The organism is Xanthomonas indica, assembly GCF_040529045.1.
In the GTDB taxonomy this organism is placed as follows: Bacteria; Pseudomonadota; Gammaproteobacteria; order Xanthomonadales; family Xanthomonadaceae; genus Xanthomonas_A; species Xanthomonas_A indica.
This window is the reverse complement of the sequence record NZ_CP131914.1, coordinates 4778388-4799232: the sequence shown is the minus strand read 5'-3', so window position 1 is coordinate 4799232 and position 20845 is coordinate 4778388. Positions and strand designations below refer to the sequence as shown.

Below are 20845 nucleotides of genomic sequence, written 5' to 3'. Positions count from 1 at the left end.
CCCCAGTCGCGGCCGGCCGCGCGGGCGCGGCACGGTCCTGGCCAGGGCGCGCGGCGCGCTCAGCGCGGCCCGCCGCCGCCGCGGCGTCCACCGCCGCGTTGCTGCTGCTTGCCCTCGGCGGCCTTCAGTTCGGCCTCGGTCGGCTCCGGCGGCGCCTCGCCCGGCTTCAGCGCGGTCACCTTGGTGCCGGGCTTGAGCCGGAACTGGCCTTCGGTGACCACCCGCTCGCCGGCCTTCAGGCCTTCGGTCAGCTGCACCTGGCTGTCGCCGACTTCCGCGCCCTGCTTGACCGTCTGCATCTTGACCGTGTTGTCGGCCTGCACCACGTACACGTAGTCGCCGTTGGGGCCGCGCTGCACCGCCTGGGTCGGCACCACCACCCCGTCGGGCACGGTGCGCAGGGTCAGGCGCACGTTGACGAACTGGCCCGGCCACAGCGCGCGGTCGTTGTTCGGGAACACCGCGCGGACCTTGAAGGTGCCGGTGTCGGCGCTGATCTGGTTGTCGATCACGTCGACCTGGCCGTCGGCGGCGATCGGATGCGCGTCGGTGCGGTCCAGCGCCGCCACCGGCAGCGGCGCCGCCGCCTGCGCCTGGCGCACGTCCTGCAGTTGGATCTCGGGCAGGTTGAAGGTGACGTAGATCGGGTGCACCTGGGTGATGGTGACGATGGTGCTGCTGGTGCTGACGATGTTGCCCACGTCCACCCCGCGGATGCCGGCGATGCCGTCGCTGGGGGCGAGGATGCGGGTGTACTGCAACTGCACCTGCGCCGCGCGCATCTGCGCGTCGTTGGCGGCGACCGCCGCTTCGTACTGCGCCACCTGATTGCGCTGCGTGTCCAGGTCGGTCTTGGCCACGTACTGGCGGTAGGCCGGCGAGTCGGAGCGCTGGAAGGTGGAGCGCGCGGTGGCCAGCAGCGCCTGGTTCTGGCGCTTGCTCGCCGCGGCCTGGTCGTAGCTGGCCTGCAGCGAGCGCGGGTCGATCTGCGCCAGCAGCTCGCCCTTCTTGACTTCCTGGCCTTCGCGGAAGTTCAGGCTCATCAGCTGGCCGCCGACCTGCGGGCTGACGGTGACGGTGCTCAGCGCGGTCACCGTGCCGGTGGCGGTGGCGTAGATCGGCACCGCCTGGCTGCTGGCGGCGACTACCGTGACCGGCACCGGCGTGTTGTCGCTGTCCTCGCCCATGCCGGCGTCGCCACCCTTGTGATGCCCGCCGCCGCGCATGAAACGCGTGCCCACCACCACCAAGGCCACCGCTGCGAGGATCAGCAGCGCAATCTTCCAGAAACGCGACATCCGGGGAAACTCCTGTGGCGAGGCGGGGTGGAGGACCCTCCCGCAGTGGCTGGTGCAACGGTCGCGAAAGCATATCGCCGGCGCGTTGCGATTGGACCATGACTGAAGGGACAGACCCCGCGGGCGGGCGAGGCCGGTCGTTCGCTCTCGCAACGCACCGGCGGCGCATCGGTTGACACGGATTCGCAAGGGTTTTTTCACCGCGGCGGGATCCACGGCCGCCCCCGGCCGGCCGCCGATGCACTACATTGACTGAACGCCTGTTGCGTCCCGACCTGGAGTCCTGCCATGCCGCGCCTGTCCCGCCTGCTGTCCGCGATGCTGTTCGCCGTCCCCGCCCTAGCCTGGGGGCAGAGCGCCGAGCGCCCGGAGGTGGCGGCTGCCGCGGCCAGGCTGCAGGCCAAGGTGGTGGAGTGGCGGCGCGACTTCCACCAGCACCCGGAGCTGTCCAATCGCGAGGAGCGCACCGCCGCCAAGGTCGCCGAGCGGCTGCGCGCGCTGGGCCTGAAGCCGCAGACCGGCATCGCCCACCACGGCGTGGTGGCGATCGTCAAAGGCGCGCTGCCCGGGCCGAAGATCGCCCTGCGCGCGGACATGGACGCGCTGCCGGTGACCGAGCAGACCGGCCTGCCGTTCGCCTCCAAGGCCACCGGCGAGTACCGCGGCGAGACCGTGGGGGTGATGCACGCCTGCGGCCACGACGCGCACACCGCGATCCTGCTCGGCGTGGCCGAGGCCCTGGTGGCGATGCGCGCGCAGCTGCCGGGCGAGGTCATGCTGGTGTTCCAGCCGTCGGAGGAGGGCGCGCCGGGCAACGAAGAGGGCGGCGCCTCGCTGATGCTCAAGGAAGGCCTGTTCCGCGACTTCAAGCCGCAGGCGATGTTCGGCCTGCACGTGTTCTCCAGCGTCCAGGCCGGCAAGATCGCGGTGCGCGGCGGCCCGCTGATGGCCGCCTCGGACCGCTTCAGCATCAAGGTGGTCGGCCGCCAGACCCACGGCTCGGCGCCGTGGAACGGCATCGACCCGATCGTGGCCAGCGCCGACCTGATCGGCGCCGCGCAGAGCGTGATCAGCCGCCGCGCCAACCTGTCCAAGCAGCCGGCGGTGCTCAGCTTCGGCGCGATCAAGGGCGGCATCCGCTACAACATCATTCCCGACGACGTGGAGATGGTCGGCACCATCCGCACCTTCGACGAGGGCATGCGCCAGCAGATCTTCGCCGACCTCAAGACCGTGGCCGAGCACACCGCCGCCGCGCACGGCGCCAAGGCCGAGGCGCACGTGCCCGACCAGGACGGCAACCCGGCCACGGTCAACGACCCGGCACTGACCGCGCGCATGCTGCCCAGCCTGCAGGCGGTGGTCGGCGCCGGCAACGTCTACGAACCGCCGCTGCAGATGGGCGCGGAGGATTTCTCGTACTACGCGCAGCAGGTGCCGTCGATGTTCTTCTTCGTCGGCGCCACCGGCCCCGGCATCGACCCCGCGACCGCGCCCAGCAACCACTCGCCGCAGTTCCTGCTCGACGAGACCGCCCTGGACGTCGGCCTGCGCGCGATGCTGCAGGTGTCCTTGGATTATCTGGGGATGAAGCCGGAGGCCTGAAGGGGCGGGAGTGGGGAATCGGGAGTGGGGATTGGTAAAAGCGGCAGTCCCGCAGCCCCGTAACGGCATCGTGCGTCGGCCCGGCAGCGATGGACAGATGGACATCCGTAGGAGCGGCTTCAGCCGCGACGGGCGTTACCGGGAAGGCTGTCGCGGCTGAAGCCGCTCCTACGACGCGCGGCGCTGGATCGCCTCTGTGGGAGCGACGTCAGTCGCGACGCGCGAAGCCCTGAGCCGAAGGATTCCTTCGGTACCAATCGTGGCCGCCCTTCCAGACGCGTGCATGTGCCCTGCGCCCTTTCCCCGTAGGAGCGGCTTCAGCCGCGACGGGCGCTACCGGGAGGGCTGTCGCGGCTGAAGCCGCTCCTACGCGCGCGGCGCTGGATCGCCTCTGTGGGAGCGACTTCAGTCGCGACGCATGAAGCCTTGCAGCGACGCAAGCACCTCGACGCAAGCACGTGCAGCATCGCTTCAGCCCATCCCGAATCCCCACTCCCCACTCCCCGCCCATACACCTCCCAGCCAGAACGCGCCCGCTACACTGCACCACATGAACACCCCCCAGGATTCCAGCCTCGGCCGCGAGGTCGCCTACCCGTCGCAGTACGATCCCGCGCTGCTGTTTCCCATCCCGCGCGCCGCGGCGCGTACCGAGATCGGTCTCGACCCCGCGGCGCTGCCGTTCTTCGGCGTCGACCGCTGGCATGCCTACGAACTGAGCTGGCTCGATGCGCAGGGCAAGCCCTGCGTCGCCACCGCGACCCTGCAGGTGCCGTGCGCCTCGCCGAATCTGATCGAATCCAAGTCGCTCAAGCTCTATCTCAACTCGCTCAACGCGATGCGCTTCAACAGCGCCGAGGCGCTGCGCAGTTGCATCGTCACCGACCTGTCGGCGCGTGCCGGCGCCGACGTGGCGATGGAATTCGGCCTGCCGCCGATCGACACGCTGGGCGAGGGCGAGTCGCTGGACGCGCTGGACATCGCCATCGACTGCTACGGCCCGCCGCGTCCGAACTTCCTGTCCGCCGCCGACAGCGAGGTGGTCGAAGAGACCCTGACCAGCGAATTGCTCAAGTCCAACTGCCCGGTCACCGGCCAGCCCGACTGGGCGTCGTTGCACCTGCGCTACCGCGGTGGCCGCATCGACCGCGAGGGCCTGCTGCGCTACCTGATCAGCTTCCGTGAGCATGCTGGCTTCCACGAGCAGTGCGTCGAGCGCATCTTCCACGACCTGATGACGCGCTGCCGCCCGCAGTCGCTGCAGGTGGAGGCGCGCTACACCCGCCGTGGCGGCCTGGACATCAATCCCTGGCGCGCCACCCCGGACGTGGCCGAACCGCTGAGCTTCCTTCGCGATCTGCGCCAGTAACCGACTCTGACACCGCGCCGTCACCGCGATCGTGCGGCGCTGTCGGCATCTGCGCTCGCCTGCGCTCGGCGGCTGCAGCGTGCGTGCGATGTGCGTGTTGCGCACAGGTCCCGACTGCTTGGACGACAGCCCCCTGTCGTCACGTTCGATGCACGTCGCGCGCCTGAACCGCGTCTACGCGATTCACGGCCGCGCGATCCTTTTTTAACAAATCCTGTGACACCGTGGCAGCGTCCCATCACGCAGGGAGCAACGCGATGAACAGCGAAAAACGCGCCGACTTCTCGGCAGTCACCGCCAAGGTGGATACCACGGCCGACGTCGTGCAGAAGGCGGATTTCTCCGCCGTGCAGAGCAAGGTCGACAGCACGGCCGAGCAGGTGCAGCAGGTGTATGTGGTCAAGCCCGGCGATTCGCTCTCCAAGATCGCCAAGCTGCATTACGGCGACGGCAATGCCTGGACACGCATCTTCGAGGCCAACCGCGATGTGCTCGCCGACCCCGACAAGATCTATCCGGGCCAGACGCTCAAGTTGCCCGCCGGCGCCTGACAAGGCGCGTCCCCACCACCCCCTCTTCGCCATTCCGACAGGAGTCTGTTCCCGATGAAGACCCGTTCGATCTCCCCGTTTTCGCCGCTGCTGATCGCCATGGTCGGTGCGCTGGCGCTGGCCGGCTGCAAGAAGCAGGAGCAGCAGCAGACCACCTCGCCCGATCCCACCTCGTCCGCACCGACCGAGCAGATGCCGGGTCCGGCCGCCGCGCCGGCGGAACAGCCGGCGCCGGCCGCCGCGGGCGCCAACGCGGTCAATGTCGCCGCGGTCGCCATCGGCAACACCGCGGCCGCGGACAAGTCGGTCGCGCCGCTGACCACGCTCGGCAGCAAGGACAAGATCATCGTCTCGGTGAAGACCGAGGGCTCGGCGACCAACGCCAACGTCGGCGTCAAGCTGGTGTTCCAGGACGGCCAGACCGCCGGCGAGCGCACCGAGACGCTCAACACCAGCGGGGCCGACACCACCAACTTCGAGTTCACCAATCCCAAGGGCTGGCCGGCCGGCCAGTACAAGGTCGAGGTCACCGTGAACGGCCAGGCGGCGGGCACGCCGCAGACGTTCGAGGTGAAGTGATCCAGGGCTGAGCCCGGGTCACGGGTCGCACGCGCCGCCTCTCTCCCGGCACGTGCGACACGCTGGCGCAGCCGCGAGGCTGCGCCTTTTTTATGGCTGGTCCGCGTGTGCCCCGAGTGGCAGGAAGTGGGCACTCCGGTCGAAGGTGCGCACCCGATGCCGAGCGCGCGCGCCATCGCTGCATCGCGGTTTGGACGGCATCGCATGCAGCACGGTGTGTTGCGCGACGCCGTCGGCTGTCTTCCAGGACAGTCATCATCCGTGCCGGCCACAGGTGCGGCGCCAGTGTGGGTGGGCCTCAGACTGGCGCCGCACTGCTGCATGGCGCTCGCCGAAGGCAAACCCCGCGCTTTGCCCACAGCCGGCAGACACGCGACAATGGACGGCCGATGCCCGGCGGTTGGCGGCATCGCGAAACCTACAAGAAACAATACGCCGCCGTACTGTCGGTGCTGCCTATTTCCCCCTGCCAGAGGTCATCCGTCGCGTCATGTCGAATACGCCCAAGATCCTGTACACGCTCACCGATGAAGCCCCGTACCTGGCGACGCAGTCGCTGCTGCCGATCGTCTCCGCGTTCGCCGGCACCGCTGGCATCGCCGTGGAGACCCGCGACATTTCGCTGGCCGGCCGCCTGATTTCGCAGTTCCCCGAATACCTGCGCGAGGACCAGCGCATCGCCGACGACCTGGCCGAACTTGGCCAGCTGGCGACCACGCCGGAAGCCAACATCATCAAGCTGCCCAACATCAGCGCCTCGGTGCCGCAGCTCAAGGCCGCGATCAAGGAACTGCAGCAGCAGGGTTATGCGCTGCCGGACTACGTGGACGAGCCGAAGGACGAGAAGCAGAAGGAAGCCAAGGCGCGCTACGACAAGGTCAAGGGCAGCGCGGTCAACCCGGTGCTGCGCGAGGGCAATTCCGATCGCCGCGCGCCGGCCTCGGTGAAGAACTACGCACGCAAGCACCCGCACCGCATGGGCGCGTGGAGCGCCGAGTCCAAGTCGCACGTGGCGCACATGGATGCCGGCGACTTCTACGGCAGCGAGCGCTCGGCGCTGATCGCGCAGGCCGGCAACGTCAAGATCGAGCTGGTCGGCAAGGACGGCACGGTGACGGTGCTGAAGGAAAAGACCGCGGTGCAGGCCGGTGAGCTGATCGATGCGGCGGTGATGAGCAAGCGCGCGCTGGCCGCCTTCGTGCAGGCGCAGATCGCCGATGCCAAGCAGCAGGGTGTGCTGTTCTCGCTGCACCTGAAGGCGACGATGATGAAGGTCTCCGACCCGATCATGTTCGGCGTGGTGGTCGAGGCGTTCTACCGCGACGTGCTGGACAAGCATGCCGCCACGCTCAAGCAGGTGGGCTTCGATGCCAACAACGGCATCGGCGATCTGTACGCGCGCATCGCCAGTCTGCCTGAGGCGCAGCGCGCGCCGATCGAGGCCGACCTGCAGGCGCTGTACGCGCAGCGCCCGGGCCTGGCGATGGTCAACTCCGATAAGGGCATCACCAATTTGCACGTGCCCAGCGACGTGATCGTCGATGCGTCGATGCCGGCGATGATCCGCGACTCCGGCAAGATGTGGAACGCCGAGGGCAAGCTGCAGGACACCAAGGCGGTGATCCCGGACCGCTGCTACGCCGGCGTGTACCAGGCGGTGATCGAGGACTGCAAGCTGCACGGCGCGTTCGACCCGGCGACCATGGGCAGCGTGCCCAACGTCGGCCTGATGGCGCAGAAGGCCGAGGAATACGGTTCGCACGACAAGACCTTCCAGATCGCCACCGACGGTACCGTGCGCGTCACCGATGCCGGCGGCACGGTGCTGCTGGAGCATGCGGTGGAAGCCGGCGACATCTGGCGCATGTGCCAGACCAAGGACGCGCCGATCCAGGACTGGGTCAAGCTGGCAGTCGAGCGCGCGCGCCTGAGCGCGACCCCGGCGGTGTTCTGGCTGGATCCGCAGCGTGCGCACGATGCGCTGATGATCCAGAAGGTGGAGCGCTACCTGCAGGATCACGACCTCAATGGCCTGGACATCCGCATCCTGCCGCCAGTGGAAGCCACCGCGTTCTCGCTGCAGCGCATCCGCAAGGGCGAGGACACCATCTCGGTCACCGGCAACGTGCTGCGCGACTACCTCACCGACCTGTTCCCGATCATGGAGCTGGGCACCAGCGCCAAGATGCTGTCGATCGTGCCGCTGATGGCCGGCGGCGGCCTGTTCGAGACCGGTGCCGGCGGTTCGGCGCCCAAGCACGTGCAGCAGTTCGTCGAAGAGAACTACCTGCGATGGGATTCGCTGGGCGAGTTCCTGGCCCTGGCCGCGTCGCTGGAGCACCTGGGCCAGCGCCACCACGACGCCGCCATCGGCGTGCTGGCGCGCACCCTGGACCAGGCCAACGGCCAGTTCCTGGACAACGACAAGTCGCCCTCGCGCAAGGTCGGCGGGCTGGACAACCGCGGCAGCCACTTCTACCTGGCCCTGTACTGGGCGCAGGCGCTGGCCGCGCAGGACGAGGACGCCACGCTGAAGGCGCGCTTCGCCCCGCTGGCCAAGCTGCTGACCGAGCAGGAAGCGACCATCGTCGCCGAGCTCAACGGCGTGCAGGGCCAGCCGGTCGACATCCAGGGCTACTACCGCCCGAACCTGGACCTGGTCGGCAAGGCGATGCGCCCCAGCAACACCCTCAACGACGCCCTGGCGACGCTGAGTGCCTGATCGCTCGAGCCGAGCGTGACGCAAAGGGCCGCCCCTCGGGACGGCCCTTTGCATTTCCGGCGCAGGAAACGTCCGGTAGGAGCGGCTTCAGCCGCGACCGGGCGTTCCCGGCCAGCCTGTCGCGGCTGAAGCCGCTCCTACGGGCAACCTGCGTCTGGCTTGACCTTGGCGAAGTAGGTCGCTGGAGATGTCCATGACGCAGATCCTGGCAGTATCCAGGCGCTGGTGGTTTTCCTGGATGCGTCGCCGGCTCCGCCCGGCGCCCGCCTGACGCCGCCACCTGGATACACTGCGGGCATGCCGTCCACGCCGCTGCCGCTGCCGTCCGAACGCCGTGCCCAGGTCATCGGCCGCATCGTCTTCGAGGCGTTCGAGGACTACCACGCGCGCTTCGCGCAGATCTCCGCGCGTGCGCGCCAGCGCTTCGAGGCGCGCGACTGGAGCGCGGCGCGCGAGGATGCGATCGAACGCATCGCCCTGTACGACCAGTGCATCGCCGAATGCATGCTGCGCCTGCGCGCGGTGCTGCTCGGCCAGGCGCACGATCGTGCGCTGTGGATCCGCGCACGCGACCACTACGCCGAACTGATCGCCGCGCTGATCGACCAGGAGCTGTACAAGACCTTCTACAACACCCTGACCCGGCGCTTCTTCCGCACCCAGGGCGTGGATGCGCAGATCGAGTTCGTGGCGCTGGACATCGAGCCCACTGACGCCATTACGCATCCGGTGGCACGGCACAACTACGTGGTGTCCGAGGCGCGGCCGGTGGACGCGTTCGTGCGCGTGCTCGGCGACTATCCGTTCGACGTGCCGTACGCGCACCGCACGCGCTGCGCGGCCGCCATCGCGGTGCGGCTGCAGGACGACCTCGCCCACTGGGGCGAGAATCCGGTACGCGGCATCGAACTGCTGGAGACGGTGTTCTATCGCGAGCGCCGCGCCTACCTGATCGGCCGCGTGTTCGGCGAGCACCGCTTCTCGCCGTGCGTGATCGCCCTGGTCAACGACGAGCAGGGCCTGCGCGCCGAAGCGGTGCTGACCAAGCGCAACGACGTGGCGCAGTTGTTCGGCATCTCGCGCAGCTATTTCCAGGCCGACCTGTCCACCGTCGGCGATGCGGTGGTGTTCCTGCGCAGCCTGCTGCCGCACAAGCCGATCGACGAGCTGTACACCATGCTCGGCCGCGCCAAGCAGGGCAAGACCGAACGCTTCCGCACCTTCTTCCGCCACTTCCAGGCGCATCCCAACGAACAACTGGTGCATGCCGAGGGCACGCCGGGCATGGTCATGGCGGTGTTCACCCTGCCCAGCTATCCGCTGGTGTTCAAGCTGATCCGCGACCGCTTCGCCTATCCGAAGACGATGAGCCGCGAGGAAGTGGAGGAGAAGTATGCGCTGGTGTTCAACCTCGATCGGGTCGGCCGCCTGCTCGACGCGCAGCCGTACCGTTCGCTGCGCTTCCCGCGTGCGCGCTTCGCCCCGGCGCTGCTGAAAGAGTTGATGGAGGGCTGCGCGCGCAGCCTGCGCGAGGACGGCGACGACCTGATCGTCGAGCTGTGCTACGTGCAGCGGCGCCTGCGCCCGTTGAACCTGTACCTGCGCGAGCAGGGCGCCGAGGCCGCGCGCGAGGCCGCGCTCGACTACGCGCAGGCGATCAAGGACATGGCCCGCAACAACATCTTCCCCGGCGACATGCTGCTGAAGAACTTCGGCGTGTCGCGGCAGGGCCGGGCAGTGTTCTACGACTACGACGAACTGTGCCTGGTCACCGACTGCAACTTCCGCGACTGGCCGCAGCCGCGCAACGAGGAGGAGGCGATGTCCGCCGAGCCCTGGTTCCACGTCGCCCCGCGCGATGTGTTCCCGGAGCGCTTCGCGATGTTCATGGGCCTGCCTGCCGCTTCGCTGGAGGCAGTGCGCCACGCACACGGCGAGCTGTTCGATCCGCAGTGGTGGCGCGATCTGCAGGCGCGGCTGCGCGAGGACGATTATCCGGACGCGCCGCCCTACCCGGACGCGCTGCGCCTGGCCTGAGTTGCCGGCGGGCCGCCACTGCGGTGTAATCGGCGCCTCATCTCAGGCAAAGGAATGCGCGATGCACCGTCGATCTCTCTGTTCGTGGCGGCGCTGGAGCGCCCTGCTGTCGCTGCTGCTGGCATTTGCCGCCGTCGCCGCCGACGGGGTCGGTCCCGGCGCGGTGCGCAAGCAGATCGAGAGCAGCATGCTGGTGAGCGGGACCATCGATATCGAGCCCAGCGGCAAGGTGTCGGCACTGGCGCTGGACCAGCAGGAGCGTCTGCCCAAGGGCGTGGTCGATTTCGTCCGCAGCACCGTGATGCAGTGGACGTTCGCGCCCGGCATGCGCGATGGCAAGCCCGTTCCGGCGCGTGCGCCGATGACCCTGCGCCTGGTCGCCAAGCGCCAGCAGGGCGACGACTACCAGGTCGAGATCCGCGGTGCGGATTTCAGCCACTACGATCCCAACGACCGCAGCGTGGTCACCTCGATCCAGATGAAGCCGCCGGCCTATCCGGAAGCCGCCTACAGCGTCGGTGCCGCGGGATCGGCATACCTGGTGCTCAAGGTGGGCCGCGATGGTCGCGTCGCCGACGCCGCGGTGGAGCAGGTCAACCTGCGCGTGGTGGCGTCCGAGCGGCAGATGCAGCAACTGCGCGACGTGCTGGGCAAGAGCGCGCTGGGTGCGGCGCGCAAGTGGACCTTCCGCCCGCCGAGCGAAGGCAAGGACGTGGATGCGCCTTACTGGACCGTGCGCGTGCCGGTCGATTACGCGCTGCTCGACCAGTCCCGCCAGGGTGCGCCGTCGGCTTACGGCCGCTGGATGAGCTACATCCCCGGCCCGCGCCAGCGCGCTCCCTGGATCACCGGCGAAGACGCGACCGGCTTCTCGCCGGACCTGCTGCCGGCCGGCGGCGTGTACATGGCCGACGGCGCCGGCCCGCACCTGCTGACGCCGCTGCAGGGCGGCTGAGCGGCGACCCCCTGCCGCCTGGTGGCCGGGACGGCCAGGTGGCCTGGGTCGGCGACCGGCCGACGCTAGCGCGCCGCGCGGCGTTCGTCGTCGCGGCGGCGTGTCGAGACGACCAGCACCGCCAGCAATAGCCCGGCCAGCAGCAACGACGCGCCGACCGTGCCCAGGTCCAGGCCACCCTTGCCGGCCGGCTTGCTCAGCAGATCGCCGAGGGTGGCGCCGAACGGGCGGGTCAGCACGAACGCCGCCCAGAACAGCGCCGTGCGCGAGATGCGGGTGAAGGCATAAGCCAGGGCGATCGCCGCCAGCAACGCCGCGATCAGCAGCGCGCCGCCGGCGAAGCCCAGCCCGGAACTGTCGGCCAGGTAATCGCCCAGCGCGGTGCCTAGGGTGTTGGAGACCAGGATCGCCAGCCAGTAGAAGACCTCGGCGCGGCCGCTGCCGATCCGCGCGACCGACAGGCTGCGTTCGCACAGCCACCACGTCGCCAGCACCGCGGCCAGCAGGCTGACCAGCAGCAGCGTGCCCTGCGCGTAACCCAGCCCCAGGCTGCGGTCCATGTAGTCCGACAGCGTGGTGCCGGCGGTGCTGGTGGTCAGGATCACCCACCAGTACCGCCACGGCTGGAACTGCCGCGCGCGCAACTGCGCCCACAGCGAGACCAGGAACACCGCCAGCAGCAGCACGCTGCTCAGCGCATAGCCGATGTCCAGGGTCATCGACAGCAGGTCGCCGCCGGTCTCGCCGAGGGTGGTGGCGCAGATCTTCATCACCCAGAAGCCGAGGGTGACCGGGGCGACCTTGCTGACGGGGGGATTGGCAGGGGCGGGCATGGCGGTGGACGCGGCGGGCGAATGGCGCCCATCTCACCCACGCCCACGTCGAAAGACCGTCGGACCCCGCGCGGTCAGGCGCTGGTAGCGCCTCACCGCCGCCATGAACGCGAACGCCCCGCCGAAGCGGGGCGTTGCGGTCGAACCGGCGCTGGACTCAGCGCTTCATCGAACCGAAGAACTCGTCGTTGGACTTGGTGTTCTTCATCTTGTCCAGCAGGAATTCCATCGCCGCGATCTCGTCCATCGGATGCAGCAGCTTGCGCAGGATCCAGATCTTCTGCAGCAGTTCCGGCTCGATCAGCAGGTCCTCGCGGCGGGTGCCGGAGCGGTTGATGTCGATCGCCGGGTACACGCGCTTCTCGGCGATACGGCGGTTCAGGTGCACTTCGCTGTTGCCGGTGCCCTTGAACTCTTCGTAGATCACCTCGTCCATCTTGCTGCCGGTCTCCACCAGCGCGGTGGCGATGATGGTCAGCGAGCCGCCTTCCTCGACGTTGCGCGCCGCGCCGAAGAAGCGCTTCGGGCGGTGCAGGGCGTTGGCGTCGACGCCGCCGCTGAGCACCTTGCCGGAGGAGGGCACCACGTTGTTGTAGGCGCGGGCCAGGCGGGTGATCGAGTCGAGCAGGATCACCACGTCCTTCTTGTGTTCGACCAGGCGCTTGGCGCGCTCGATCACCATCTCGGCGACCTGCACGTGGCGCGCGGCCGGCTCGTCGAAGGTCGAGGAGATGACCTCGCCGCGCACGGTGCGCTGCATTTCGGTCACTTCTTCCGGACGCTCGTCGATCAGCAGCACGATCAGGTGCACGTCCGGATGGTTGGTGGTGATCGCCGTGGCCACCTGCTGCATCAGCATGGTCTTACCGGCCTTGGGCGGGGACACGATCAGCGCGCGCTGGCCCTTGCCCTGCGGCGCCATCAGGTCGAGGATGCGGCCGGAGATGTCTTCCGAGGAACCGTTGCCGCGCTCCAGGGTGAAGCGCTTGCGCGGGAACAGCGCGGTCAGGTTCTCGAACAGGACCTTGTTCTTGCTCGCTTCCAGCGGTTCGCCGTTGATGGTGTCGACGATCGACAGCGCGAAGTAGCGTTCGCCGTCCTTCGGGAAGCGGATGCGGCCGGACAGGTGGTCGCCGGTGCGCAGGTTGAAGCGGCGGATCTGGCTGGGCGAGATGTAGGTGTCGTCCGGGCCGGCCAGGTAGCTGGCCTCGGCCGCGCGCAGGAAGCCGAAGCCGTCCGGCAGGATTTCCAGCACGCCGTCGGCGGCGACGCCTTCGCCGTGGCGGGTCAGCACCTTCAGCAGGGCGAAGATCACGTCCTGCTTGCGCGCGCGGGCCACGCCGTCCTGGATGTTGAGCTGCTCGGCGATGTCCAGCAGCTTCTGCGCCGGCATCTTCTTCAGGTCGCTCAGCGAGTAGATCGGGAAGCCTTCCGGCACGCTGGCGTGCGGGCGCGGCACGAACGGCTCGTTGCCGCCGTTGTCGCTGGGCAGGCCGTTGTCCTGGAAGCGGTCGCCGCCGCGCTGGTTGCGGTCGCGGTCGCGGCGATTGCGGAAGCGGTCGCGGCGGTTGCCCTGCTGGTTGTTCTGGTTCTGATTGTTGAAGCGGTTGTTGTTGCCGCCGTCGCGCGGCTCACGGCCTTCGCGCGGCTCGCCGCCGTCGGACGCCTGGCCGCCGCCCTGAGGGGCCGGCGCGTCGCCGCCGCCGTGGCTCTGGTTGCCGCTCGCGGCCGGGGCCGGGGCGGACTCCGGCGCTGCGGCGCGCGGCGCCTCGGCCTGGGCCGGCGCGGGGTTCAGCGGCAGGGTCGGCTGCGCCGGCGCGCCGTGCTCGGCGGCGCCTTCCGCGCCGCTCGCGGCCTTGCTGACGCGCGGCTTGCGCACGCGCTTCTCGGCGGGGGCGTCGGCGCTCCCGGGTTCGGACATGGTGTGATCGGACAAGTGGTGTTCCTCGCTAAGAGTGCGAGCGCCCAGCGTGGGGGCATACGGGGTTGGGAGGAGGTCTGGGAGAGAATCTTCCAGAGGGGGTGCGGTGTGCGAATGCCACCGGATGCATCGACACTATCACCGCCGCGCAAGCACGGCAAGCAGGCGTTGGCGGGCGATTCAGCCGCCGGCGGCGCAAGGCCGGCCGGGGTACCGCGGCGCCGCTCCGGTGGCGGAGCGGGCGCCGGCAGCGGGCGTCAGGCGGCGCTGCCGCCCAGGGTCTTGTCGATCATCTGGGTCAGCTGGCCCTTGCCGACCGCGCCGATCTGGGTGGCCTGGATCTGGCCGTTCTTGAACAGCAGCAGCATCGGGATCGAACGCACGTGGTACTTGATCGCGGTGGCGCGGTTCTCGTCCACGTTGACCTTGGCGACCTTGAGGCGGCCGTCGTAGGCGTCGGCGAGGTCGTCCAGCACCGGCGCGATCATCTTGCACGGGCCGCACCACTCGGCCCAGAAGTCCACCAGGACCGGCTCGTCGGACTGCAGCACCGTGGCATCGAAATCGGCGTCGCCGACGTAAAGGACCTTGTCGCTCACTTTGGGGGTTCTCCTGGGCCAATGCGACTGGCCGGACCGGGTGGCCGCCGCATTGCGGTAAACTGGGGCATTGCGCGGCGAACTCAAGGGATTCCCCCTGTCGCGCGACCCGGCATGGAAGACGCCAGTGTGCGACGCTGCCGGGACCGATGCAAGCCGCGACCTTACGCTTCGGGCGGGGTGGCCTCACGAAGATGGAATGATGAGCGACAAACCGCTGACCGATGTGACTTTTTCCGCGTTCGACCTGCATCCTGCGCTGCTCGCAGGGCTCGAAAGCGCCGGCTTCACCCGCTGCACCCCGATCCAGGCGCTGACCCTGCCGGTGGCCCTTCCCGGCCGCGACGTGGCCGGCCAGGCCCAGACCGGCACCGGCAAGACCCTGGCGTTCCTGGTGGCGGTGATGAACCGCCTGCTCAGCCGCCCGGCGCTGGCCGACCGCAAGCCGGAGGATCCGCGCGCGCTGATCCTGGCCCCGACCCGCGAACTGGCGATCCAGATCCACAAGGACGCGGTGAAGTTCGGCTCCGAGCTGGGCCTGCGCTTCGCCCTGGTCTACGGCGGCGTGGACTACGACAAGCAGCGCGAACTGCTGCAGCAGGGCGTGGACGTGATCATCGCCACCCCCGGCCGCCTGATCGACTACGTCAAGCAGCACAAGGTAGTTTCGCTGCACGCCTGCGAGATCTGCGTGCTCGACGAAGCCGACCGCATGTTCGACCTGGGCTTCATCAAGGACATCCGCTTCCTGCTGCGGCGCATGCCCGAGCGCGGCACCCGCCAGACTCTGCTGTTCTCGGCCACCCTCAGCCACCGCGTGCTGGAACTGGCCTACGAGCACATGAACGAGCCGGAAAAGCTCGTGGTCGAGACCGAGAGCATCACCGCCGCACGCGTGCGCCAGCGCATCTACTTCCCCTCCGACGAGGAGAAGCTGACCCTGCTGCTGGGCCTGCTGTCGCGCAGCGAGGGCGCGCGGACCATGGTGTTCGTCAACACCAAGGCGTTCGTCGAGCGCGTGGCGCGCGCGCTGGAGCGCAACGGCTACCGGGTCGGCGTGCTGTCCGGCGATGTGCCGCAGAAGAAGCGCGAGACCCTGCTCAACCGCTTCCAGAAGGGCCAACTGGAGATCCTGGTGGCCACCGACGTGGCCGCGCGCGGCCTGCACATCGACGGGGTCAAGTACGTCTACAACTACGACCTGCCGTTCGACGCCGAGGACTACGTGCACCGCATCGGCCGCACCGCGCGGCTGGGCGAGGAAGGCGACGCGATCAGCTTCGCCTGCGAGCGCTACGCGATGAGTCTGCCGGACATCGAGGCCTACATCGAGCAGAAGATCCCGGTCGAGCCGGTCACCGCCGAACTGCTGGTGGCGCTGCCGCGCACCCCGCGCGCGCCGGTGGAGGGCGAGGCTGCCGAGGCCGACGGCGACGAGAGCATCGGCGAGATCTTCCGCGAAGCCCGCGCCCAGCGCGAAGCCGACGAACAGCGTCGTGGCGGCGGTCGCGGCAAGCCCGGCGGCGGCCGCAGCGGCCCGGGCGGCCGTGGCGAGTCGCGCAGCGCCGACGGCAAGCCGCGGCGTCCGCGCACGCCGCGTCCGGCCGATGCCACGGCCGCTGCGGCCGACGGCACTGCGCCGGCTGCCGCCGCGCCGGCGCCTGCCCCCAAGCCGCCGCGTGCTGCGCCGGCCGAGGGCGCAGCGCCCGCGGTCGAGGGCGAGCGTCCTCCGCGCAAGCGCCGTCGCCGTCGCGGCGGGCGCCCGCTGGAAGGTGCCGAGGGTGCACCGGCCGGCAACGGCAGCGCCGCTCCGGCGACCGCGGCCCCGGCCAAGCCGGTGCAGGTCGTGGCCACCCCGGTCAAGGCCGCGCGCCAGGCCGAGCGCGGCGCGGCGGCGAAGAACGATTCGTTCCTGACCCGCCTGGGCCGCAAGCTGCGCTCGCTGGTGTCCAGCTCCTGAGCCGGGCCGGCCGTCCGCCGCGTGCGACGCGCGCGGTGGACGAACACCCCGGCCGCTCCGGCATAATCGCCGGATGAGCGTTCTGCGGTTCGACAATGTCAGCAAACAGTACGCCGGCGGCCACGCGGCGCTGGTGGACGTCAGCTTCGAGGTCGAGGAGGGCGAGATGCTGTTCGTCACCGGCCATTCCGGTGCCGGCAAGAGCACCTTGCTCAAGCTGATCCACCTGAGCGAGCGGCCCTCGCGCGGCGCCGTGCTGTTCGGCGAGCGCAACCTGCTGAAGGTGCGCGGTCGCCGCGTGCCGCTGCACCGGCGCGAGGTCGGCGTGGTCTACCAGGACCACCGCCTGCTCACCGACCGCAGCATCGCCGAGAACGTCGCCCTGCCGCTGATCCTGCGCGGCACCCGCCGCGCCGAGATCGGCAAGCGCGTGCGCTCGGTGCTCGAGCGCATGGGCCTGGGCCACCGCGAGAAGGCGCTGCCCTCGCAGCTGTCGGCCGGCGAGCAGCAGCGCGTCGGCATCGCCCGGGCGATGGTCGGCGAGCCGCGACTGCTGGTCGCCGACGAACCCACCGGCAACCTCGACCCGACCCTGGCCGCGGAAATCATGCAACTGTTCGCCGAACTGCCGGCGCGCGGCACCAGCGTGCTGGTGGTCAGCCACGACCTGGCCCTGCTCAAGCAGATGCGCAAGCGCGTGCTGATCCTGGACCACGGCCGCCTAGTCGACGACATCTCGCCGCAGGACCTGGCCGAATGAGCGCGCGCAATGCCGGCGCCGCGGCGCCCTCGCGGCTGGGCGTGTGGTGGGACCACCACCTGCACAGCATCGTCTACAGCCTTGGCCGCGCCATGCGCAAGCCGTGGGCGACGCTGCTGACCATGGCGGTGATGGCGCTGGCGCTGACCCTGCCGCTGGGCCTGTCGATCGCCCTGGACAACCTCAAGCAGTTCGCCGGCAGCGTGCAGCAGTCGCGCGACATCAACGTGTTCCTGAAGACCGACGTCGACGCCACCGCGGCGCAGGCGCTGGCGCAGACTCTGCGCGGCCGTGGCGACGTGGCCGCGGTGACGCTGCGCACGCCCGCCGAGGGCATGTCCGAGCTGCGGGACAGCGCCGGCCTGGGCGAGGCGCTGGACGCGCTGCAGGACAACCCGCTGCCGACGCTGCTGATCGTCACCCCGGCCGCGGCCGACGACACCCCGCTGGCGACCGCGCTGACCGCGCTGCCGCAGGCCGACCTGGTCCAGCACGACGCGCTGTGGCGCAAGCGCCTGGACGGCTGGCTGCATTTCGGCGAACGCCTGGTGCAGGTGCTGTCGCTGCTGCTCGGCGCCGGTGCGGTGCTGGTGGTCGGCAACACCGTGCGCCTGGACATCCAGTCGCGGCGCGAGGAGATCGGCGTATTGCAGCTGCTCGGCGCCAGCGACGGCTTCATCCGCCGCCCGTTCCTGTACCTGGGCGCCTGGTACGGTTTCGGCGCCGGGGTGCTGGCGCTGGGCCTGCTCGCCGCCTCCGGGATGGCCCTGGGTCAGCCGCTGGCGGCGCTGGCCGACAGCTACGGCAGCCATTTCGTGCTGCACGGGCTGGACGCGCTGCACGCCGGGTTCGTCCTGCTCGGCACCCTGCTGCTGGGTTGGCTCGGCGCCTGGCTGGTGACCGGCCACTTCCTGCGCCAGACGCGGCCCACCGACACCTGAGGCGCACATGGCCGGGCACGAGCTCAAGCATCTGATCAGCGCCGCCCCGCGGGTGATGGTGGTCGATGGCTCGAAGCTGGTGCGCAAGCTGATCGCCGACGTGCTGCACCGCGAACTGCCCGACGTGACCGTGGTCGGCTGCGCCAGCATCGCCGAGGCGCGCGCCGCGCTGGAGGCCGGCCCGGTCGACCTGGTCACCACCTCGCTGGGGCTGCCCGACGGCGACGGCCTGACCCTGGCGCGCAGCGTGCGCGAGGCCGCTGGCCAGGCCTACGTGCCGGTGATCGTGGTTTCCGGCGACGCCCAGCAGCACTTGGTCGAGCGCCGCTTCACCGAATACGTCACCGACTACTTCGACAAGGCGCTCGGCCACGAGGCGCTGGCGACCTTCATCCGCGGCTACGTGCAGCCGCAGCCGGTGGCCGGCGCCACCGTGCTCTACGTCGAGGACAGCCGGGTGGTGGCCGAGGCGACCAAGCGCATGCTCGAACGCCAGCACCTGCACGTGGTGCACGTGCTCAGCGCCGAGGACGCGTTCGCCCTGCTCACCGCCGAGTCGCTGGGCCGCACCACCCGCCGCATCGACCTGGTGCTGACCGACGTCACCCTCAAGGGCGAACTCAACGGTCGCGACGTGGTCCAGCGCATCCGCGTCGACTTCGCCTACGGCAAGCGGCGCATGCCGGTGCTGGTGATGACCGGCGACAGCAACCCGCACACCCAGTCCGAGCTGTTGCGCGCCGGCGCCAACGACCTGGTGCAGAAACCGATCGAAGAGCGCCTGCTGGTCACCAAGGTGCTGTTCCAGCTGCGCCTGGCCCGGCTCGACGAGATCGCGGTGACCTTCTGACCGATGTGATGTCCCGAGCCTGGAAGCGATGAGCAACAACGAAGACGAAAGCCGGATCCAACTGGAGCCGTCGTGGAAGGCGCAGGTCGGCGACTGGCTGCTGCGCCCGGAGATGCGCGAGCTGGCCACGTTCCTGCGCCAGCGCAAGGCCGCCGGTGCGCGGGTATTCCCGCCGGGGCGGCAGATCTTCGCCGCCTTCGACGCCACCCCGTTCGAGCGGGTGGAGGTGGTGATCCTCGGCCAGGACCCGTACCACGGCTATGGCCAGGCGCACGGGCTGTGCTTCTCGGTGCTGCCCGGGGTGCCGGTGCCGCCGTCGCTGCTGAACATCTACAAGGAGATCGAGGACGACCTGGGCATCCGCCGGCCGGACCACGGCTGCCTGCTGCCGTGGGCGCAGCGCGGCGTGCTGCTGCTCAACGCGGTGCTGACGGTGGAGGAAGGCCGCGCTGGCGCGCACCAGGGCAAGGGCTGGGAGGGCTTCACCGACCACGTGGTGGAGACCCTCAACCGCGAACGCGAGGGCCTGGTGTTCCTGCTCTGGGGCAGCTACGCCCAGGCCAAGGGCAAGGTCATCGATACCCGTCGCCACCGCGTGCTCAAGGCGCCGCACCCCTCGCCGCTGTCGGCGCACCGCGGCTTCCTCGGCTGCAAGCATTTCTCGGCGGCCAACGAGTACCTGCGGCGGCGCGGCGCCACCCCGATCGACTGGAGCCTGCCGCCGCGCGCCGAACTGGAGGCGGCCCTGCGCGGCGCCTGAACCCCGGGTGGACGCAACGGCGCTGTCGCCGGCCGTGGACGCCATTTTCGCGAACCGAATGCTAGTTTGGCGGTCAGATAGCGGGACGATGATGCCGACCCCGATTGTTTCAATGGCTTGTGATGCAGTGCCATTCCTGAGTCGAATGTTGCATAAACAGAACACAGGAACTTTTTACTGTACCCAGCAGTCCAATTAGTAGACTGCTAAGATGAGCCCTATGAGCCAGACTCTTACTACCAACGCATTGGTTGCCAACAACCTCCCGATTCCCAGTCCGCTCGGTTCGCTGGATGCCTACATCGGCGCCGTGCACCAGATCCCGGTGCTGACGTCCGACGAGGAACATGCACTGGCGGTGCGGTATCGCGACCAGGAAGACCTGGACGCGGCCCGCGAACTGGTCCATTCCCACCTGCGCTTCGTGGTGCACGTGGCCCGCGGCTACAACGGCTACGGCCTGCCGCTGGGCGACCTGATCCAGGAAGGCAACATCGGCCTGATGAAGGCGGTCAAGCGCTTCGACCCGGACATGGGCGTGCGCCTGGTCAGCTTCGCGGTGCACTGGATCCGTGCCGAGATGCACGAGTACATCCTGAAGAACTGGCGCATCGTCAAGGTCGCCACGACCAAGGCGCAGCGCAAGCTGTTCTTCAACCTGCGCAAGTCCAAGACCCGTCTGGGCTGGATGAACGCGGCCGAGGTCACCGCGGTGGCCAAGGACCTCAACGTGTCCGAGCGCGAGGTGCTGGAGATGGAGTCGCGCCTGTCCGGTCGCGATATCGGCTTCGATGCGCCGTCCGACGAGGACGACGACCACGCGCCGCCGTCGCCGGCCGCGTATCTGATGGCCAACGAGGAAGATCCCTCGCAGGCCTATGAGCGCGCCGACAGCGAGGACAACCAGCTGCAGCTGCTGCGCGAAGGCCTGGCGGAACTGGATGCGCGTTCGCGCGACATCATCAAGCGCCGCTGGCTGGATGCCGACAGCAAGATCACCCTGCAGGAACTGGCCGACGAGTACGGCGTGTCGGCCGAGCGCATCCGCCAGATCGAGGCGAACGCGCTAAAGAAGATGAAGGCGCTGTTCGTCGCCTGATCCGCC

Annotated in this window: 17 protein-coding genes; 13 read left to right on the top strand and 4 right to left on the bottom strand. The window is 69.4% G+C overall.

The annotated features are described in order from the left end of the window. Positions 1 to 59 precede the first annotated feature (59 nt). Positions 60 to 1298, bottom strand: coding sequence for an efflux RND transporter periplasmic adaptor subunit (locus Q7W82_RS20480; RefSeq protein WP_242159988.1), 1239 nt, complete (start codon positions 1296 to 1298; stop codon positions 60 to 62). Between the two features lie 288 nt (positions 1299 to 1586). On the opposite strand from Q7W82_RS20480, the gene Q7W82_RS20475 reads away from it, so the two are divergent. The 7 genes from Q7W82_RS20475 (at position 1587) to Q7W82_RS20445 (ending at position 11116) form a co-directional block, all read left to right on the top strand. Then, complete coding sequence (locus Q7W82_RS20475; RefSeq protein WP_242159989.1) at positions 1587 to 2903, top strand: M20 family metallopeptidase; 1317 nt, start codon at positions 1587 to 1589, stop codon at positions 2901 to 2903. Positions 2904 to 3453: 550 nt separating this feature from the next. Continuing rightward, positions 3454 to 4272, top strand: a complete 819-nt coding sequence (queF, locus tag Q7W82_RS20470) for an NADPH-dependent 7-cyano-7-deazaguanine reductase QueF (protein WP_242159990.1) — start codon at positions 3454 to 3456, stop codon at positions 4270 to 4272. A 257-nt stretch (positions 4273 to 4529) separates the two neighbouring features. Then, positions 4530 to 4823 carry a LysM peptidoglycan-binding domain-containing protein gene (locus Q7W82_RS20465; protein ID WP_242159991.1) on the top strand — a complete coding sequence of 98 codons (294 nt, stop codon included), beginning with the start codon at positions 4530 to 4532 and terminating at the stop codon, positions 4821 to 4823. Between the two features lie 54 nt (positions 4824 to 4877). After that, positions 4878 to 5402: a hypothetical protein gene (locus tag Q7W82_RS20460; RefSeq protein ID WP_242159992.1), complete on the top strand. Its 525-nt coding sequence runs from the start codon at positions 4878 to 4880 to the stop codon at positions 5400 to 5402. Positions 5403 to 5892: 490 nt separating this feature from the next. Then, a complete protein-coding gene (locus tag Q7W82_RS20455; protein ID WP_242159993.1) occupies positions 5893 to 8124 on the top strand; it encodes an NADP-dependent isocitrate dehydrogenase in 2232 nt (743 codons plus the stop codon). 297 nt (positions 8125 to 8421) lie between these two features. Then, positions 8422 to 10161 carry a bifunctional isocitrate dehydrogenase kinase/phosphatase gene (aceK, locus tag Q7W82_RS20450; protein WP_242159994.1) on the top strand — a complete coding sequence of 580 codons (1740 nt, stop codon included), beginning with the start codon at positions 8422 to 8424 and terminating at the stop codon, positions 10159 to 10161. Positions 10162 to 10222: 61 nt separating this feature from the next. After that, entirely contained in the window at positions 10223 to 11116 is an 894-nt protein-coding gene (locus tag Q7W82_RS20445; protein WP_242159995.1) for an energy transducer TonB, read from the top strand. A 65-nt stretch (positions 11117 to 11181) separates the two neighbouring features. On the opposite strand, the gene Q7W82_RS20440 is transcribed toward Q7W82_RS20445, so the two are convergent. The 3 genes from Q7W82_RS20440 to trxA all read right to left on the bottom strand — a co-directional run bounded on the left by Q7W82_RS20440 (position 11182) and on the right by trxA (position 14469). Continuing rightward, complete coding sequence (locus Q7W82_RS20440) at positions 11182 to 11949, bottom strand: hypothetical protein (RefSeq protein ID WP_242159996.1); 768 nt, start codon at positions 11947 to 11949, stop codon at positions 11182 to 11184. A gap of 157 nt (positions 11950 to 12106) precedes the next feature. Continuing rightward, positions 12107 to 13885, bottom strand: coding sequence for a transcription termination factor Rho (gene rho, locus Q7W82_RS20435; protein WP_242159997.1), 1779 nt, complete (start codon positions 13883 to 13885; stop codon positions 12107 to 12109). Positions 13886 to 14127: 242 nt separating this feature from the next. Beyond that, a complete protein-coding gene (trxA, locus tag Q7W82_RS20430; protein ID WP_017908556.1) occupies positions 14128 to 14469 on the bottom strand; it encodes a thioredoxin TrxA in 342 nt (113 codons plus the stop codon). Between the two features lie 202 nt (positions 14470 to 14671). On the opposite strand from trxA, the gene rhlB reads away from it, so the two are divergent. The 6 genes from rhlB (at position 14672) to rpoH (ending at position 20839) form a co-directional block, all read left to right on the top strand. Continuing rightward, complete coding sequence (rhlB, locus tag Q7W82_RS20425; RefSeq protein ID WP_242159998.1) at positions 14672 to 16429, top strand: ATP-dependent RNA helicase RhlB; 1758 nt, start codon at positions 14672 to 14674, stop codon at positions 16427 to 16429. A 73-nt stretch (positions 16430 to 16502) separates the two neighbouring features. Beyond that, positions 16503 to 17189 (top strand): cell division ATP-binding protein FtsE, encoded by a 687-nt coding sequence (ftsE, locus tag Q7W82_RS20420; protein ID WP_242159999.1) that lies wholly within the window; start codon positions 16503 to 16505, stop codon positions 17187 to 17189. Further along, positions 17186 to 18130, top strand: coding sequence for a permease-like cell division protein FtsX (gene ftsX, locus Q7W82_RS20415; protein WP_242160000.1), 945 nt, complete (start codon positions 17186 to 17188; stop codon positions 18128 to 18130). Before ftsE ends, ftsX begins: the two co-directional genes overlap by 4 nt. A gap of 7 nt (positions 18131 to 18137) precedes the next feature. Further along, complete coding sequence (locus tag Q7W82_RS20410; protein ID WP_160965925.1) at positions 18138 to 18980, top strand: response regulator; 843 nt, start codon at positions 18138 to 18140, stop codon at positions 18978 to 18980. A 28-nt stretch (positions 18981 to 19008) separates the two neighbouring features. After that, entirely contained in the window at positions 19009 to 19740 is a 732-nt protein-coding gene (gene ung, locus Q7W82_RS20405; RefSeq protein WP_019796062.1) for a uracil-DNA glycosylase, read from the top strand. A gap of 220 nt (positions 19741 to 19960) precedes the next feature. Beyond that, positions 19961 to 20839, top strand: a complete 879-nt coding sequence (gene rpoH / locus Q7W82_RS20400; protein WP_242160001.1) for an RNA polymerase sigma factor RpoH — start codon at positions 19961 to 19963, stop codon at positions 20837 to 20839. Positions 20840 to 20845: the final 6 nt, after the last annotated feature.

Coding starts and splice junctions, on each gene's coding strand:
- Q7W82_RS20480 (WP_242159988.1), bottom strand. CDS start 1,298: ATGTCGCGTTTCTGGAAGATTGCGCTGCTGATCCTCGCAGCGGTGGCC.
- Q7W82_RS20475 (WP_242159989.1), top strand. CDS start 1,587: ATGCCGCGCCTGTCCCGCCTGCTGTCCGCGATGCTGTTCGCCGTCCCC.
- queF (WP_242159990.1), top strand. CDS start 3,454: ATGAACACCCCCCAGGATTCCAGCCTCGGCCGCGAGGTCGCCTACCCG.
- Q7W82_RS20465 (WP_242159991.1), top strand. CDS start 4,530: ATGAACAGCGAAAAACGCGCCGACTTCTCGGCAGTCACCGCCAAGGTG.
- Q7W82_RS20460 (WP_242159992.1), top strand. CDS start 4,878: ATGAAGACCCGTTCGATCTCCCCGTTTTCGCCGCTGCTGATCGCCATG.
- Q7W82_RS20455 (WP_242159993.1), top strand. CDS start 5,893: ATGTCGAATACGCCCAAGATCCTGTACACGCTCACCGATGAAGCCCCG.
- aceK (WP_242159994.1), top strand. CDS start 8,422: ATGCCGTCCACGCCGCTGCCGCTGCCGTCCGAACGCCGTGCCCAGGTC.
- Q7W82_RS20445 (WP_242159995.1), top strand. CDS start 10,223: ATGCACCGTCGATCTCTCTGTTCGTGGCGGCGCTGGAGCGCCCTGCTG.
- Q7W82_RS20440 (WP_242159996.1), bottom strand. CDS start 11,949: ATGCCCGCCCCTGCCAATCCCCCCGTCAGCAAGGTCGCCCCGGTCACC.
- rhlB (WP_242159998.1), top strand. CDS start 14,672: ATGAGCGACAAACCGCTGACCGATGTGACTTTTTCCGCGTTCGACCTG.
- ftsE (WP_242159999.1), top strand. CDS start 16,503: ATGAGCGTTCTGCGGTTCGACAATGTCAGCAAACAGTACGCCGGCGGC.
- ftsX (WP_242160000.1), top strand. CDS start 17,186: ATGAGCGCGCGCAATGCCGGCGCCGCGGCGCCCTCGCGGCTGGGCGTG.
- Q7W82_RS20410 (WP_160965925.1), top strand. CDS start 18,138: ATGGCCGGGCACGAGCTCAAGCATCTGATCAGCGCCGCCCCGCGGGTG.
- ung (WP_019796062.1), top strand. CDS start 19,009: ATGAGCAACAACGAAGACGAAAGCCGGATCCAACTGGAGCCGTCGTGG.
- rpoH (WP_242160001.1), top strand. CDS start 19,961: ATGAGCCAGACTCTTACTACCAACGCATTGGTTGCCAACAACCTCCCG.